Source organism: Lentibacillus halodurans (assembly GCF_900112045.1).
Classification (GTDB): Bacteria; Bacillota; Bacilli; order Bacillales; family Amphibacillaceae; genus Lentibacillus; species Lentibacillus halodurans.
In genome coordinates, this window is sequence record NZ_FOJW01000012.1 from 57,308 (window position 1) to 71,127 (window position 13,820).

Genomic DNA, 13,820 nt, shown 5'->3' on the forward strand with positions numbered 1-13,820 from the left:
CAGCTACGCACCTGTCTCTAGGAGGGGTTACATTGAAAACACTGGATGTGAGTGTTGTTACTCCTGATGGTCCGGTATTGGAAGACAGTTTTGAAATGATCAGCTGTAAGGCAGAAAATGGTGAACTCGGTGTATTGCCGGGTCATATTCCAATGGTTGCTCCATTAACAATCAGTTCAGTACGTTTAAAGCTTGAAAACGACACCAAAACCCTGGCTGTTAATGGTGGATTCTTGGAGGTGCGTCCGGAGAAAGTGACAATTCTTGCCCAATCTGCGGAAGATCCTAATGAAATAGATGTTCAACGGGCAAAAGAAGCCAAAACACGAGCCGAAAGACGCCTTGAGTCCAAACAGGATGATATTGATTTCCAACGGGCCGAATTAGCACTCAAACGCGCAGTAAACCGGTTGGATGTTGCGCGATAAAGTGAAACTTCATTCAGCGGGACGTTTTTCCCCGCTGAATGAAGGAACAAAGGCTAAGAACGTCACGTCCTGTGACAAAGCCTTTGTGACCTGCATCGTGCAGCCCCGAACAGAATCGGGCAATTAAGGTCAGTTATCCGTAGTTTTTTGGCGGACTACTGACTGTAGGATACGGGATAAGAAAAAATCTCTTGTAACAATGTGTTATAAGAGATTTTTTCTGTACTTGACTTGATTGAAAAAGGAAATAATATGTCGATAAGGACATTAGAAAGACTTTTGTTTAAAAAATATGGATAAATTATAAAGCACAGGAAATATGTGAGACTCCTGCGGAAAAACGAGCGACCGAGACCCCGCAACGGTCTTTGTAAGGAAGCTCGGTGTCCGTGGAAAGTGCCTATACTTCCTTCCGTGCCTTGTCCATAATCACTAATTTTTAATTAAAGAGGTTTCGAATAAGAGATGGTGGAGTGAAAATCACACCACCACATTTGATAGAGAACCTATGATTGTCAGGTAGAGCGAGGGAAAACAACAGGATAACAGAGGTATCAGTAGAAGAATATAGAAAGTTTCTGCAGAAAAGGGAAAGAATCGACAGAAGAATCAAAAGTACCTTCAGAAGAGTATAAATATCAGCAGAAAGTATCAACCAAAGAATAAAAAAACAGCAGAAAAATCAAAATGTCCACAGAGAAATAAATTTCTGTCGATATTTCCCGGGAAATATTAGATACAGTCGATAAAATGAAACACCATCAGTGGAGATTTTTTGTACAGCCCATCCTAGTACAAACATTGGCGATTGTCATCGTTTTTAGTCTGAAGTTCAATCTCACTAATGATTAGCTGAAGGTGTTCTCCCATCTGAACTTATCTGTTTCACTTCATGTTTCTGAGTTAGGATTTTTACCGACGATTATCGTCAATATTGACAAGAGTTCTGAGAAATGGCAAAGTAACAATTGATATTAGGCACGTGTTGCCGGGATAAAAGTAAAGGTGTGAAATTTATGTTTTCTTCAATAGGCGTAACTGCTATCATAAGTATGATATCGCATTTAATCTTTATTTATATAACGTGGAGAGTCATGACAACGATTAATCTCGATCCGCTGATCAGAAAGGGACGCGAAACCGAAGCACGTGTGTTGATTATGTTTATCACGATTGTCATCGGTACAGGTGTCAGCAGGTTTTTTCTTGAATTTATTCAATGGTCACAGGATCTGATGTTTCTTTTTTGAGCTTCAAAGCAATGATTTTCCACTTTTGTGGTAGCAGGATCCCCGCTTCAAGACTTGGAATCAAGACAATGAGGGATTAGCTGCCTGTCCTGCTTGCCGGCTGTGATTATCCGGCACAAAATCGCAGGGGAGTAAATGCACGGAGAAATCTTGTGACATCCCTGCACTAGGACGCCGTGTGAGCTGGAATTCCCCACTGATTGAAATTCTATTTTATGAAACTATCATTTGATAACACAATAACTTTACTGTATGTGAAGGATCTCTCTTGTTCATACTATAACTATAGTAAATCAAGGGGGATTTTTTAATGCGAAAACTGGCAATCATTTTAAGTATTTATTTATTCATGATGATGAGCTCCGGGGTATTGGCCAAACAGACGGATGAACTGACTGATATTGCATCAATTGTAACTGAAGACGGGGTGTCGGTTGACAGCTGGCAAGTGACAATCAAAGAAGAGATGAACAGGGATGCAATTGAACACATAACAAATAAACTGCAGGATGAAAATAGTTATAAGGCCACTAGAACGGAAGACGAAAAAGCGGTAAAATATTCTTTCGAGCGCGCACATAAAAAAATGAACATTTCCGAAATGTATAATGTTGTGATTCCCAAAAATGCTATGTATGATGCGGAATTTGTTGCAGTTTTGCAGGGAGAACATTGGAATGATTCAATCGCTGACTTCTATATTAATAGAGTGGAAGACATACAAGCGACATATTTCACAACTGAGTCGACAAAATTTGCTTGTCTAACTGCAGATGTTGATGCTAAAATAGAAATTGCTTATTTTTTAAATCAACTGAAACAAACATTGCAATTAACGAATATTCAAACACAAACAGATAATGTGGAAACATCAAAGGTTAAAAAAATCGTGTACGGGTATACACCGTTGTGGGAGCAGGAAATTACAATGCAAAAACCGATGAACCTGCAAATGGTGGTCCAGAACGGTACACATGACAGCAAACGTGTAACGATAGGCACACCTATGCTGATTAATGAATATTAATATAGTGAAATTGGATTATAAGGGGAATAGAATATGGACAAAATCATCGTAAAAGGCGGGAAACGGCTGAACGGCACTGTCAAAGCAGAAGGAGCTAAAAATGCTGTGCTGCCAGTCATAACTGCCAGTATGCTGGCGAGTGAAGGGAAAAGTGATATTACCGATGTTCCCGTCCTGGCTGATGTGTATACAATCAATGAAGTACTGCGAAACATGAATGCAAGTGTACATTTTGAAAATAATACAGTTTATGTTGATGCGTCAAATGAATTACTCACGGAAGCTCCCTTTGAATATGTTCGAAAAATGCGTGCGTCTGTATTGGTTCTCGGACCGTTATTGGCGCGTTATGGCCATGCCAAAGTTGCAATGCCGGGCGGTTGTGCTATCGGCTCACGGCCAATTGATTTGCATTTGAAAGGGTTTGAAGCAATGGGGGCACGTGTGCACGTTGGCAATGGATACGTTGAACTGGAAGCTGATGGACGCCTCCATGGTGCAAAAATATATCTTGATATGCCGAGTGTAGGGGCAACTGAAAATATTATGATGGCTGCAGCACTTGCAGAAGGGAAAACCATTATTGAAAACTGCGCAAAAGAACCCGAAATTGTAGATTTGGCAAACTTTCTGAATAAGATGGGTGCAAAGGTAGTCGGTGCAGGTACCGAAACGATCCGTATTGAAGGTGTAGAAAAAATGTACGGTGTAAAACATACCATCATCCCGGATCGAGTGGAGGCTGGCACCTTTATGATCGCCGGAGCCATAACCGGCGGAAATATCCTGATTGAAAATGCGGAAAGCGAACATTTGCGATCCGTCATTTCCAAGCTGGAGGAAATGGGTGTTACAGTCACAGATGAAAAAAATGGCATTCGCGTTATTGGTCCTGATAAACTGCTTGCGACTGACATTAAAACCTTGCCACATCCAGGGTTTCCAACTGATATGCAGTCACAAATGATGGCTCTCATGCTGAATGCCTATGGCACAAGTGTTATAACAGAAACAGTGTTTGAAAATCGGTTTATGCATGTCGAGGAATTCCGGCGCATGAATGCGAAAATGAAAATAGAGGGTCGAAGTGTGATTATCGAAGGACCTGGTGACTTGCAGGGTGCTGAGGTAGCGGCAACTGATCTGCGTGCGGCAGCTGCACTTATTCTGGCAGGTCTGCGTGCTGAAGGGTTTACCCGTGTCACTGAATTAAAGCACCTTGATCGTGGTTATGTTAATTTTGCCGAAAAATTGGCTTCCCTGGGTGCTGATATTGAGCGAGTAGATGAAAATGGAGATCAGGTTAACCCATTTATGCAGGTGGATTATCAAACTGATCAAGTCATACCACAATTATCCCAATCATAAATCATATAGGTAGACAGAAAAAACAGATGTTTATTCATCTGTTTTTTCTGTTGTAATGGCATTGATTAAGCGTGCAATACGATTCTCACTTCTTTTCGATGGTGCTGACTCATCCCTGAAACAAAAGGGAGACGGCATGATTTTAATTCGTTTTTCTTATGATACAATATTGCATTTTATAATAAAACTGTTAAAATTAAAATAAAATTACAAACTGTCCAAACTGATGACAGGGAGTATTGATTGTGTGTGCTCCGGTCATCATAAAGGTTTTAGCATAGTAGATTAAAAGATTAATGGTCAGGTGAGCTGCCAATAATTGTAATCGCTTTCAGCTTAAGTGTATTGACATTAGGAGTGTGACGGCATGCTGCGTTATATTTTAAAAAGGTTCACCATCATGCTTGTGACGATTTGGATCATTGTCACGCTGACGTTTGTTCTGATGGTAACACTGCCAGGATCGCCGCTGAATGAGGAGCGGACGACGAATGAGACGGTTCAGGCCAATCTTGAGGAACATTATAATTTGGATGAGCCCTATTACATACAGTACCTTCTTTACATTAAATCAATCATCACATTTGATTTTGGACCATCCATTAAACAGCCGACAGAAACTGTCAATGATCTGCTGGGACGCGGATTCCCGATTTCATTTGAACTGGGAATTGCCACGATCATCGTGGCAGTTATTTCCGGAATCGTTCTCGGCATTTTCGCTGCCTTGAAACATAACGGCATCATCGACTATATGGCGATGACGATTGCCGTTTTGGGGATATCGATTCCGAACTTTGTCCTGGCGACATTGCTGATTCAAACATTTGCTGTTTACTTGGGGATTCTGCCTGCAGCCACCTGGTCAAGCCCAATGCATATGATCATGCCGACCATCGCACTTGCAACCGGTCCGATGGCGATTATCGCCCGGCTGACACGATCAACGATGCTTGAGGTGCTCACACAGGACTACATCAAAATGGCCCGCGCAAAAGGACTAAAACCGTGGAAAATTATTATCAAACATGCACTGAAAAACGCCCTCATGCCGGTGGTGACTATTATGGGGACACTGCTCGCCGGTATATTGACGGGCACTTTCGTCATTGAACAAATATTTGGCATTCCTGGTATGGGCAAGTATTTTGTTGAAAGTATTAATCAACGGGATTATCCCGTCATTATGGGGACAACGGTGTTTTACAGTGCATTTCTGATTATCATGCTGTTTTTGGTCGATATTGCATACGGTTTACTCGATCCGAGAATTAAATTGCACAAAAAGGGAGGAGAATAACATGACATCAAATGACGAAACAAAGCCCACTCATTCTCCTGCCGATATCCCGGACGATTGGTTCAAGTGGAAGGATAAGGATCTGGATGCGGCTGAAACCGTCTCACGCCCGTCTCTTTCATACTGGAAAGATGCATGGAAGCGCCTGAGGAAAAATAAACTGGCAATGGCGGGATTGGTTTTTCTAATCATTTTGGGAATTCTTGCTACTATTGGTCCGATATTGTCACCGTATTCAGTGGTCGATCAGAACCGTCCAAATCAGTTCCTGCCGCCATCAGCTGAACATTGGTTTGGAACAGATTCACTCGGGCGTGATGTATTCACTCGGACATGGTATGGCGCCAGAATTTCATTGTTTGTGGGATTGATGGCTGCATTAATTGATTTTTTTGTAGGGGTTATTTACGGCGGTATTTCCGGTTATAAAGGCGGACGCACCGACAGCGTTATGATGCGTATCATTGAAATTTTATACGGATTGCCGTACTTATTGGTTGTTATTTTGCTTCTTGTTGTCATGGGACCAAGCCTGACAACGATTATTATTGCCCTATCTGTCACCGGATGGGTCGGCATGGCTCGTATTGTCAGGGGACAGGTGCTGCAGATCAAAAATTTTGAATTTGTACTCGCATCGAAATCATTTGGAACCAAAACACCAAGAATTATCCGAAAAAATCTGCTTCCGAATACGATGGGGCCGATTATCGTACAAATGACCCTGACGGTACCGAATGCGATTTTTGCTGAAGCATTCCTCAGTTTTCTCGGGCTGGGAATCCAATCGCCCTACGCCAGCTGGGGTGTCATGGCAAATGATGCATTAGGGGCAATTTTATCCGGTTATTGGTGGACACTATTTTTCCCGGCTTTTTTCATTTCGTTTACGATGTTTGCATTTAATGTTCTTGGTGACGGGCTTCAGGATGCACTTGATCCGAAGCTGAGGGAGTAGGTGAAACAGATGGAAAAAATACTCGATGTAAAAGATCTGCATGTAACATTTTCAACATATGGCGGTACGGTTAAAGCAGTAAGAGGCGTTAATTTTTACTTGAAAAAAGGGGAAACGTTGGCCATTGTCGGCGAGTCGGGATGCGGAAAAAGTGTGACATCGAACGCGATAATGCGCCTGATACCTGATCCTCCGGGGAAAATCTCAAACGGAACCATTACATTTAAAGGAAAAGAACTCACCAGTGTATCTGAGAAAGAGATGCGTTCCATTCGTGGTGTTGATATTTCGATGATTTTTCAGGACCCCATGACAGCATTGAATCCAACATTAACGATTGGCACACAGCTGGTTGAAGGGTTAATGGAGCATCGCAAAACATCAAGTGCGGAAGCGAAAGAGAAAGCGTTGGAAATGATGGATTTGGTTGGGATCCCGAACCCGCAAGAGCGGCTCAAACAATATCCGCATCAATTCAGCGGCGGTATGCGTCAGCGCATTGTGATTGCTATTGCGCTGATTTGTGAGCCGGAGCTCCTGATTGCCGATGAACCGACAACTGCACTTGACGTAACGATTCAGGCACAGATTCTGGAACTGTTTGAACGTATTCAGGATCAAACCGGCGTCTCAATCATCTTAATCACACATGACTTGGGCGTTGTTGCTAAAATAGCCGATCGCATTGTCGTCATGTATGCCGGAAAAATTATTGAGGAAGGTACACGGCAGGAAATTTTTTATCAGCCGGAGCATCCGTATACAAAAGGATTATTGAAATCAGTGCCAAGGCTGGATATCAAAGGGGAAAAACTGATCCCGATTGACGGGACACCACCGGATTTATTCTCACCTCCACAAGGATGTCCATTCACAGCAAGGTGTCCCATGGCCATGGAGGTGTGTGATAAAGTTTACCCGGTCCAGTCGGAACGCAGCGTTACACACAAAGTGGATTGCTGGCTTCAGGATGACCGGGCCAAACAACTATTGGCTCAAGCAGCCGACAAAACATAACAAGGGGGAGAAAAAAGACATGAAGAAGAAGGGGTTTTTATTACTCATGTTTGCCGGTTTCATATTATTGTTGGCGGCGTGTACAACATCAACCGGAAATGAAGGCGACGAAGGGGATGACTCAGATTCAGAGGCGACCGAAGAAAATGACGGCAGTGAAGAAAAAGTCTTGTACATGAATAACGGGGAAGAGCCGAGGTCCTTGAATCCGCCGGTTGGTTTTGACTCTGTTTCATGGAATGTGTTGAACAACTTGATGGAGGGATTGACGAGACTTGGCCAGGATGACCAGCCACAACCGGCTATTGCAGAAGACTGGGATATTTCCGATGACGGGAAAACCTATACGTTCTATCTTCGTGAAGATGCCAATTGGTCCAATGGCGACCCGGTAACGGCTGAGGACTTTGCTTATGCATGGCGCCAGCTGCTGGACCCGGAAACAGGATCTTCTGCAGCATTTCTCGGCTACTTTATTGAAGGCGGAGAGGCATACAATTCCGGTGAAGGTTCACCAGAAGATGTGGCAGTCGAAGTAGTTGATGACAAAACGTTTGAAGTGACGCTGACTGCTCCTACCGGTTTCTTCCTCCATGTATTGACCAATCCAGCATTTTTTCCGGTTAATAAAGAAGTTGCCGAGGAAAACCCGGAATGGTATGCAGAAGCAGATTCGTTTGTTGCCAATGGACCATTTAAACTGGAATCGTGGACACATGATCAGGAAATGATTATGGCCAAAAATGAGGAGTATTGGGATCGTGATACGGTCAATCTTGATAAGGTGAACTGGGCCATGGTGAATGATGTCAATACCGAGTATCAGATGTTTGAAAGTAATGAACTCGATGTGACGGAAATCCCGTCTGATATGGCGGATCAGCTGATTAACGGTGATAATGTTGTCATTGAAGACCAGGCAGGCCTTTATTTTTACCGCTTTAATGTCGAAGAGGAGCCCTTCCAAAACGAAAAAATCCGGAAAGCATTCGCCCTGGCTATCAATCAGGAGGACATTGTTGACTATGTCACCAAAAATAAAGAAGAAGCAGCCAAAGCATTCGTCTCACCAGGTTTTACAACCCCATCCGGAGAAGACTTCCGTGATGTAAACGGCGATTTGGTGAATTTTGATCCGGAGCAGGCAAAACAATTGCTTGAAGAAGGCATGGAAGCGGAAGGATATGATGAACTGCCGCCGGTAACACTCACATACAATACGGATGAACAACACAAAGCAATTGCGGAAACTATGCAAAATATGTTTAGTGAAAATCTTGGTATTGATGTCGAACTGGCCAACACGGAATGGAACGTCTTTTTGGAAGACCAGAAAGCATTGAACCTGCAGTTTTCTAGAAGCTCATTTATTTTTGATTATGGCGATCCGGTTAACTTCCTGGAAAGCTTTACAACTGATTCTTCGATGAACCGTACGGGTTGGTCGCATGACGAATATGATGAATTGATTGCACAAGCGAAACAGGAGACGAATGAGGAGGAGCGCTGGCAGCATATGTATGAAGCAGAGAAATTGGTGGCAGAAGAAATGCCGATCTTCCCTATTCATTATTATAACCAAGTTTACATTTACAAAGATAATGTAAAAGACATTGTACGCCATCCAGTTGGATATCTGGAATTGAAATGGGCTGATAAGGAATAGATGTTCGGGGCAGATTTTTTTCGGATGCCGAAATCTTACCTAAAAAAAGTGTGATAGTGTTTGGCGCGTCCGGCGGAAGTGCTGCATTGCACGAGGGTAGTGGGGTTTTGCCTGACAAATGGGGGCGGGAACGTTCGATGACATCCGAAATTCGCGTGATCAGCACCTTATCGCACAAGGTGGTTAACGACCAACATTGTGAAGTGTGGAAGGAATGGCTCATAGCAGCCACTCCTTCTTCCACTTCTATCATCATAAACTTGCCCAGAGTTGAGGTGATGACGTGACCAATATACATAAAAAGGACTGGATCCACATGAAACCGCGACGATTAACAAAAGGCGATACAATTGGAATCATGGCACCGGCAAGCCTGGCTGATACCAAGCGGTTAAAACAGTCAATCCCATTTTTTGAACAGATGGGACTTTATGTCAAACTCGGGAAAAGCACTCACCTGCAGCACGGCTATTTGGCCGGTACAGATGCTGAACGGCTTGATGACTTTCATCAGATGATGGCTGACCATTCAATTAAAGCAATTATGTTTGCCCGGGGTGGTTACGGGACACCGAGGATCGCCAGTCAAATCGACTATCATTTAGTTGAGCGAAACCCGAAAATTTTATGGGGTTATAGTGATATTACTTATTTACACACAGCCATCCTTCAGCAAACAGGGCTTACGGTATTTCATGGTCCCATGCCTGCATCTGATATTGCCGACAGTGATTTTGATGAGTTGTCAGCAAGCATGTTCAAACAGCTGTTTAATCCTGTGAAACTACACTATTCAGAGGCTATTTCCCCGTTAAAGGTGATCGTACCTGGAGAAGCCTCAGGTGAGCTTGTCGGCGGGAATCTGTCGCTCCTGGTCAGTTCACTTGGTACACCATACGAAATTGATACGTATGGGAAGTTGCTTTTACTGGAGGACATCGGTGAAGAACCATACCGTGTTGATTCCATGCTTAATCAGCTAAAACTTGCCGGCAAACTGGATGCGGCAGCTGGGGTTGTCCTCGGAGACTTTGCTGAAGCTGACCCGCCGGAAGGAAAACCTTCCCTTTCATTAAATCATGTTTTCTATGATTATGTTGCGATACTTTCCTGTCCGGTCATGTCCGGATTTAAAATCGGGCACTGCATTCCGCACTTTTCGCTGCCATTGGGTGAAAAAGCTATGCTGTCAACGGCAGATAAATCGTTGACAGTTGAAGCAGGCGTACAATAAACAATTACATTAAAAGGTGAAATATTAGTTCTAAGCATATAAAGGATTTGAAGTTGAACTGTTGTGAGAAATCATTGTTAATAGAGGCCACGTATTCGGAGGGCTTGAAAATGTCGATCACCAAAAAAAAGGGGGGGAGCTCATGACTAAACAAACGTTTGATCAATTTTCTGAGGAGCTATGGGTGACGGCAGTCCAGGTTGCGACTATATGGACAACACCATCTTCTCCCAGAGATATGGATAAACAAGGTATCAGCAATCCGACAGACATGGATAAATGGATTGAAGGTCTGACATATGAATCAACTGTAGCCCTATCCGATGAAAATCGTGTACAGACACAAACATTATACGGAGAGGCCGTTATGGTAATCGAAACGAGAGATGACTGGGCTCATGTTGTCATCCCGACGCAAAGCTCAGAAAAGGATCAGTGCGGATATCCTGGGTGGGTGCCGCTCAAACAGCTGGGAAAATTGAGCAAACATGATTGGCAGCGCGGCTATTCAGCTGCCGTCACTGCGAAACATGCCTGGCTGGAAACGGACGATGGCGAGCAATTTATGAAACTCAGTTACATGACCATTTTACCCGTCGAAAGTGAAGCAACAGACCGCGTTAAGGTTATCACACCACACGGCCTTAACTTTCTGTCAAAAAATGCTGTGACCGTTTTCCGTTCAGATCAAGGACTGGAAAAACGGACGGGAAGCCGTCTGCTGAAATCGGGGGAGCGCTACATGGGACTGGATTACTTCTGGGGCGGCATGAGTTCGTTCGGCTATGACTGCTCGGGTTTTGCCTATGCCATGCATAAAGCAAACGGATACCAGATTCCTCGTGATGCCGGCGATCAGGCTAAGGCAGGCCAAACGATTCCATATGACGAGCTCAAGCCGGGTGATTTAATCTTTTTTGCTTATGAAGAAGGAAAAGGTAGACTGCATCATGTCGGATTTTATTATGGTGACGGGAAAATGCTTCACTCGCCGCAAACAGGCAGAGGCGTTGAATTGATCGAGCTTGAAGGAACGAAATATGAAAAAGAGCTTTGTGCGGCCAAACGTTACTGGCAGCAAACAGAGGGGAACTTATCATGAATGAGAAGATTTTACAAGTCAATAAATTACGCAAACATTTTCATATGGGAAAAGAGCAAATACTGCAAGCGGTCAACGACGTAACGTTTCATATCAATAAAGGAGAAACATTCGGACTTGTCGGCGAGTCAGGCTGCGGAAAAACAACGGTCGGGCGCACGATTATGGGTTTATATGACAAAACGGCAGGAGATGTTCTCTATGATGGCCAAAATGTGCATGAACTTAACGACAAGGAAACCTTTCAATTTTACCGTAACATGCAAATGATTTTTCAGGATCCCTATGCATCACTGAATCCCCGGTCAACCGTTAAGGAAGTGATTGCTGAGCCAATGGAAGTACACAGCCTTTATCCGAACAAGCAAGCACAGCTGGATCGGGTCATTCAGCTGCTGGAAGAGGTAGGATTGAACCGTGATCATGCCAACCGTTATCCGCATGAATTCAGCGGCGGGCAGCGGCAGCGGATCGGTATTGCCCGTGCACTGGCACTGGATCCGGATTTTATCATTGCTGATGAACCCATTTCTGCCTTGGATGTTTCCGTTCAGGCTCAAGTCGTCAATCTATTAAAAAGACTGCAAAAAGAAAAAGGGCTAACCTTTTTATTTATTGCCCACGACTTATCCATGGTCAAACAAATTTCCGATCGCATCGGTGTTATGTATTTGGGGCACATGGTCGAGCTGACATCCAGCGATTCCCTTTATGATAATCCGCTACACCCGTATACACAGGCACTATTGTCAGCCATCCCGATTCCGGACCCGGATATTGAGGATACACGGGAGCGAATCATTCTAGAAGGTGAACTGCCAAGTCCGATCAATCCGCCGAGCGGCTGTGTATTCCGGACCCGCTGCCCATTTGCAATGGATGTCTGTGCATCGAAAAAACCGGAATGGCAGGAAGTTGAAAAGAAACATTATGTCGCCTGTCACTTATATGATGAAACATTAAACCAAACCAATGAGCCGGACATTCATATCAGGAAAAAGCCTGTGCAGTCATAATGCACGGGCTTTATTTCATTCACTGTGAAAAGCGATCAAGGAGACCGGCAAGAGTTTTTATAAAAATCTCTGGTTCTATTGTTTTCATGCACTGTATAAATTTAATAGTAGGAATGCTAGAGGCTGTACCAAGACACAACCTTTTAAGTCACTACACCAAACCATAAAGATAAGGAGGCAGTTCATGAAAAAAAGTAAAATTATTCCCAGGGTCCGGAAAAAGAATAAACAGCGCAAAAGTCAATCGTTACAGCTGCTTCAAAAAAACAGGAAGCCAGTTCGCCTCAATAAGCCCCTTGCATCGTGGAAAGGTTCAACTGTTCTGTTTTTATCGTGTTTAATCACGGTTATTTTGGTCGTTCCTACGTTAATCGTTGTGCCGTTTATGTCGGATGCAAATGAGCAGGAAGAGGCCGTCGAACAAAACCCCGGTGATGTCGAAATTGCGATGGGGGATTCCCCGTTCGCTGTTGAAGTCATGCGTGCAAATTCCGAGCAAGTTGAAACGGTACCGCTGGAGACATATGTTTCCCGGGTCGTCGCTTCTGAAACACCGGCCGAATTTGAATTGGAAGCACTGAAAGCACAGGCACTTGCTGCCCGAACGTTTATTGTCAATCGGCTGCTTCACCAGGACAATGGAGAACAGCCGGATGTAACAGATACGACAAGTGATCAAGTTTACCATAATGATAAGGAACTGCGGAATTCAATGGGAAGTGACTATGATGAGGAAATGAACAAAATTAAAAAAGCGGTCGCTGAAACAAAAGGTGAAATTTTAACCTATGAGAATACACCGATTACTGCTGCATATTTTTCAACCAGTAACGGCTATACCGAAAACTCTGAGGATTATTGGGATGATGAAGTTCCTTATTTACGAAGTGTGGAAAGCCCCTGGGATACAAATACACCAAAGTATTTGGACCAGAAAGTATTTACCATAGCCGAAGTGGAAGACCTGCTTGAGACGGATATCCCGAATGTTGAAGACCTTTCCATGGAGATCAGCAGAACAGAAGGCAATCGTGTGGACCAGGTTACGATAGGTGAAACATCGTATTCTGGCAGAGACATTCGCGAAGACCTCGGCTTGCGGTCAAGTGATTTTTCCGTTGAGAAAAAGAACGATCATTTGATTTTTACGACAAAAGGTTTTGGACATGGAATTGGCATGAGTCAATTTGGTGCAAACGGGATGGCCGAAGAAGGCAAAACATATGAGGAGATTGTAAAGCATTACTACCAAGGTGTGGAAATCAGCACTGTTTCGGATACTGCACCTACACTGGTGGCAAAATAAACGTTTCCACGAATATCATCAACGGAAGGAAATGCCCGGATGGAACGCTCCATCTCAGGGCATTTCTATTTTTTGATTGGCATTTCAGCTTAAAACCGGATGTAAGTTCAGAAAACGGGGGCAGTATCTCCGCAAAGGGCGGAAGAGC

12 protein-coding genes are annotated in these 13,820 nt (G+C 43.7%); all 12 read left to right on the forward strand.

Annotation, left to right across the window (positions count from 1 at the left end; translation table 11 throughout):
- The first annotated feature begins 32 nt into the window (after positions 1 to 32).
- A complete protein-coding gene (locus BM195_RS13935; protein ID WP_090239618.1) occupies positions 33 to 428 on the forward strand; it encodes a F0F1 ATP synthase subunit epsilon in 396 nt (131 codons plus the stop codon).
- 1,016 nt (positions 429 to 1,444) lie between these two features.
- The gene (locus BM195_RS13940; protein WP_090239623.1) at positions 1,445 to 1,678 is read left to right on the forward strand and encodes a DUF1146 family protein; all 234 of its coding nucleotides are present in this window, start codon (positions 1,445 to 1,447) and stop codon (positions 1,676 to 1,678) included.
- A gap of 310 nt (positions 1,679 to 1,988) precedes the next feature.
- Positions 1,989 to 2,705 carry a YwmB family TATA-box binding protein gene (locus BM195_RS13945; protein WP_090239628.1) on the forward strand — a complete coding sequence of 239 codons (717 nt, stop codon included), beginning with the start codon at positions 1,989 to 1,991 and terminating at the stop codon, positions 2,703 to 2,705.
- A 33-nt stretch (positions 2,706 to 2,738) separates the two neighbouring features.
- Positions 2,739 to 4,073, forward strand: coding sequence for a UDP-N-acetylglucosamine 1-carboxyvinyltransferase (murA, locus tag BM195_RS13950; protein ID WP_090239633.1), 1,335 nt, complete (start codon positions 2,739 to 2,741; stop codon positions 4,071 to 4,073).
- 367 nt (positions 4,074 to 4,440) lie between these two features.
- Positions 4,441 to 5,373, forward strand: a complete 933-nt coding sequence (locus BM195_RS13955) for an ABC transporter permease (protein WP_090239637.1) — start codon at positions 4,441 to 4,443, stop codon at positions 5,371 to 5,373.
- 1 nt (position 5,374) lies between these two features.
- The gene (locus BM195_RS13960; RefSeq protein ID WP_090239641.1) at positions 5,375 to 6,331 is read left to right on the forward strand and encodes an ABC transporter permease; all 957 of its coding nucleotides are present in this window, start codon (positions 5,375 to 5,377) and stop codon (positions 6,329 to 6,331) included.
- 9 nt (positions 6,332 to 6,340) lie between these two features.
- Positions 6,341 to 7,348 carry an ABC transporter ATP-binding protein gene (locus tag BM195_RS13965; RefSeq protein ID WP_090239645.1) on the forward strand — a complete coding sequence of 336 codons (1,008 nt, stop codon included), beginning with the start codon at positions 6,341 to 6,343 and terminating at the stop codon, positions 7,346 to 7,348.
- A 19-nt stretch (positions 7,349 to 7,367) separates the two neighbouring features.
- On the forward strand, positions 7,368 to 9,014 hold the full coding sequence (locus BM195_RS13970; protein WP_090239649.1) for a peptide ABC transporter substrate-binding protein: 1,647 nt from the start codon (positions 7,368 to 7,370) through the stop codon (positions 9,012 to 9,014).
- 316 nt (positions 9,015 to 9,330) lie between these two features.
- The gene (locus BM195_RS13975; RefSeq protein ID WP_090239870.1) at positions 9,331 to 10,248 is read left to right on the forward strand and encodes a S66 peptidase family protein; all 918 of its coding nucleotides are present in this window, start codon (positions 9,331 to 9,333) and stop codon (positions 10,246 to 10,248) included.
- Positions 10,249 to 10,390: 142 nt separating this feature from the next.
- Positions 10,391 to 11,350: a C40 family peptidase gene (locus BM195_RS13980; RefSeq protein WP_090239652.1), complete on the forward strand. Its 960-nt coding sequence runs from the start codon at positions 10,391 to 10,393 to the stop codon at positions 11,348 to 11,350.
- Complete coding sequence (locus tag BM195_RS13985; protein ID WP_090239656.1) at positions 11,347 to 12,366, forward strand: ABC transporter ATP-binding protein; 1,020 nt, start codon at positions 11,347 to 11,349, stop codon at positions 12,364 to 12,366. Before BM195_RS13980 ends, BM195_RS13985 begins: the two co-directional genes overlap by 4 nt.
- Before the next feature lie 184 nt (positions 12,367 to 12,550).
- The gene (spoIID, locus tag BM195_RS13990) at positions 12,551 to 13,672 is read left to right on the forward strand and encodes a stage II sporulation protein D (protein WP_170848266.1); all 1,122 of its coding nucleotides are present in this window, start codon (positions 12,551 to 12,553) and stop codon (positions 13,670 to 13,672) included.
- Positions 13,673 to 13,820 lie beyond the last annotated feature (148 nt).